The organism is Mycobacterium sp. TH-M106 (genome assembly GCF_057473765.1).
Genome location: NZ_JBYCLE010000615.1, coordinates 1 through 2,520 on the forward strand (window position 1 = coordinate 1; position 2,520 = coordinate 2,520).

At 66.0% G+C, this 2,520-nt stretch carries 4 protein-coding genes; all 4 read left to right on the forward strand.

Annotation, left to right across the window (positions count from 1 at the left end; translation table 11 throughout):
- The coding region (locus tag AC2VOP_RS20830) for an Hsp70 family protein (protein ID WP_486962729.1) at window positions 1-449 on the forward strand (449 nt) is incomplete at its 5' end.
- Window positions 446-1,066, forward strand: coding sequence for a nucleotide exchange factor GrpE (gene grpE / locus AC2VOP_RS20835; RefSeq protein WP_486962730.1), 621 nt, complete (start codon window positions 446-448; stop codon window positions 1,064-1,066). The genes AC2VOP_RS20830 and grpE, both read left to right, overlap by 4 nt.
- 40 nt (window positions 1,067-1,106) lie before the next feature.
- The gene (gene dnaJ, locus AC2VOP_RS20840) at window positions 1,107-2,282 is read left to right on the forward strand and encodes a molecular chaperone DnaJ (RefSeq protein ID WP_486962731.1); all 1,176 of its coding nucleotides are present in this window, start codon (window positions 1,107-1,109) and stop codon (window positions 2,280-2,282) included.
- Window positions 2,279-2,520: heat shock protein transcriptional repressor HspR (locus tag AC2VOP_RS20845; RefSeq protein ID WP_486962732.1), on the forward strand; the 242-nt coding region annotated here is incomplete at its 3' end. The genes dnaJ and AC2VOP_RS20845, both read left to right, overlap by 4 nt.

The window sequence follows — 2,520 nt, forward strand, 5'->3', positions numbered from 1 at the left end:
AGAACACGATCAAGATCCAGGAGGGCTCCGGCCTGTCCCAGGAGGAGATCGACCGGATGATCAAGGACGCCGAGGCGCACGCCGAGGAGGACCGCAAACGCCGCGAGGAGGCCGACGTTCGCAACCAGGCCGAGTCGCTGGTCTATCAGACCGAGAAGTTCGTCAAAGACCAGCGCGAAGCCGAGGGCGGCTCGAAGGTCCCCGAGGACACGCTGAACAAGGTCGACGCCGCGATCGCCGACGCCAAAAAGGCGCTGGAAGGCACCGACATCGGTGCGATCAAGTCCGCGATGGAGAAGCTGGGTCAGGAGTCGCAGTCATTGGGCCAGGCGATCTACGAGGCCACCCAGGCTGAGCAGGCAGCCAGTGGCGGAGGCCCCGACGGATCCGGTGGTGCCGATGACGTCGTCGACGCCGAGGTGGTCGATGACGACCGGGAGGCCAAGTGACCCCACAAAACCCGGACAACTCGCGTGAACAGGTGACCGTCACCGACAAACGGCGCATCGACCCGAAGACCGGCGAGATACGCCACGCTGCAGAAGCAGAAGCGGCAGAAGCGTCAGAAGCCAGGGCGGCACCGGCCGACTCGGACCGGGTCGCCGAGTTGACCGCCGACCTGCAGCGGGTGCAGGCGGACTTCGCCAACTATCGCAAGCGGGCACTGCGCGATCAGCAGGCTGCGGCGGAACGAGCCAGGGCTGCTGTGGTGACTGAATTGCTGGGCGTCCTCGATGATCTCGACCGTGCCCGAAGCCACGGTGACTTGGAGTCGGGTCCGTTGCGCTCGGTTGCCGACAAGCTCACCGGCGCGCTGGAAAAGCTTGGTCTGGTGGCATTCGGCGCTGAGGGCGACGACTTCAATCCGGTGCTGCATGAGGCCGTGCAGCATGAAGGCGACGGCAGCCATCCGGTGATCGGCAACGTGATGCGGCAGGGGTACAAGCTCGGTGAGCAGGTGCTGCGACACGCCATGGTCGGCGTGGTCGACACCGTCCCGGAGGACGGCGCGGCGGACACGCCCGACGACGGTGCCGAATTCGTAGAGCGGGAAGCAGATTCGTAAGAACGATGATTACCTGAGCGGGCTGAGGAGGTGACGCGGCATGGTCCAACGCGAATGGGTCGAAAAGGACTTCTACAAGGTGCTCGGCGTCTCTCCTGACGCCAGCGACGACGAGATCAAGCGGGTGGCCCGAAAGTTGCTGGCCGAGAATCACCCCGACCGTCACCCGAACGACCCGGTTGCCGACGAGAAATACAAGGCCGTGGGTGAGGCCAGGGATGTCCTGACCGACAAGGCCAAGCGCAGGGAGTACGACGAGACTCGCCGGCTGTTCGCTGGGGGTGGGCGGCGCCGCTTCGATAGTGGAAACTTCGGCGGCTTCGATATGGGCGGCGACGGTGCCGAGTTCAACCTCAACGACCTGTTCGGAGCCGCCGGGCAGGCCGGCGGAGCCAACATCGGAGACCTGTTCGGCGGCCTGTTCGGACGTGGTGGGGCAGCACGGCCCAGCAGGCCGCGGCGTGGCAACGACCTGGAGACCGAGGCCGAGCTCAGCTTCGCCGAAGCCGCCAAGGGCGTGGCGATGCCGCTGCGGTTGACCAGCCCGGCACCGTGCACCAACTGTCATGGCAGCGGTGCCCGGCCGGGCACCAGCCCGAAAGTCTGCGCCAGCTGTAACGGCTCCGGCGTGATCAGCCGCAATCAGGGTGCGTTCGGTTTCTCCGAGCCCTGCACCGATTGCCGGGGCAGCGGCTCGATCATCGAGCACCCGTGCACAGAGTGCAAGGGCACCGGGGTGGCGACCCGCACCCGCACTATCAACGTGCGGATTCCCCCTGGTGTCGAGGACGGGCAGCGAATCCGGTTGGCCGGTCAGGGTGAAGCGGGACTACGTGGCGCACCCTCGGGTGATCTGTACGTGACCGTACACGTGCGGCCGGACAAGCTGTTCGGCCGCGACGGCAATGATCTGACCGTGACGATTCCCGTCAGCTTCAGCGAACTTGCCCTGGGCACCACACTTTCGGTGCCGACGCTGGACGGCACAGTCGGGGTGCGGGTACCCAAGGGAACCGCGGACGGCCGGATTCTGCGAGTGCGCGGCCGTGGTGTGCCCAAGCGAGGAGGAGGCCACGGCGACCTGCTGGTCACCGTGAAGGTTGCGGTCCCGCCGAACCTGGAAGGTGTTGCGCAGGATGCCCTTCGGGCCTATGCCGACGCCGAGCGGTCGAGCGGTTTCGACCCGAGGGCCGGATGGGCAGGTAACCGAGCATGAGCCAGGACAACTCGCGAACCTTCCTGATCTCGGCAGCTGCCGAACTCTGCGGTATGCATGCGCAGACGCTGCGGACTTATGACCGGCTTGGGCTGGTCAGCCCGCGTCGCAGTTCCGGTGGTGGGCGCCGTTATTCGCAGAATGACGTCGATCTGCTGCGCGAGGTGCAACGGCTGTCCCACGACGAGGGTGTCAACCTGGCCGGCATCAAGCGCATCATCGAGTTGACCAACCAGGT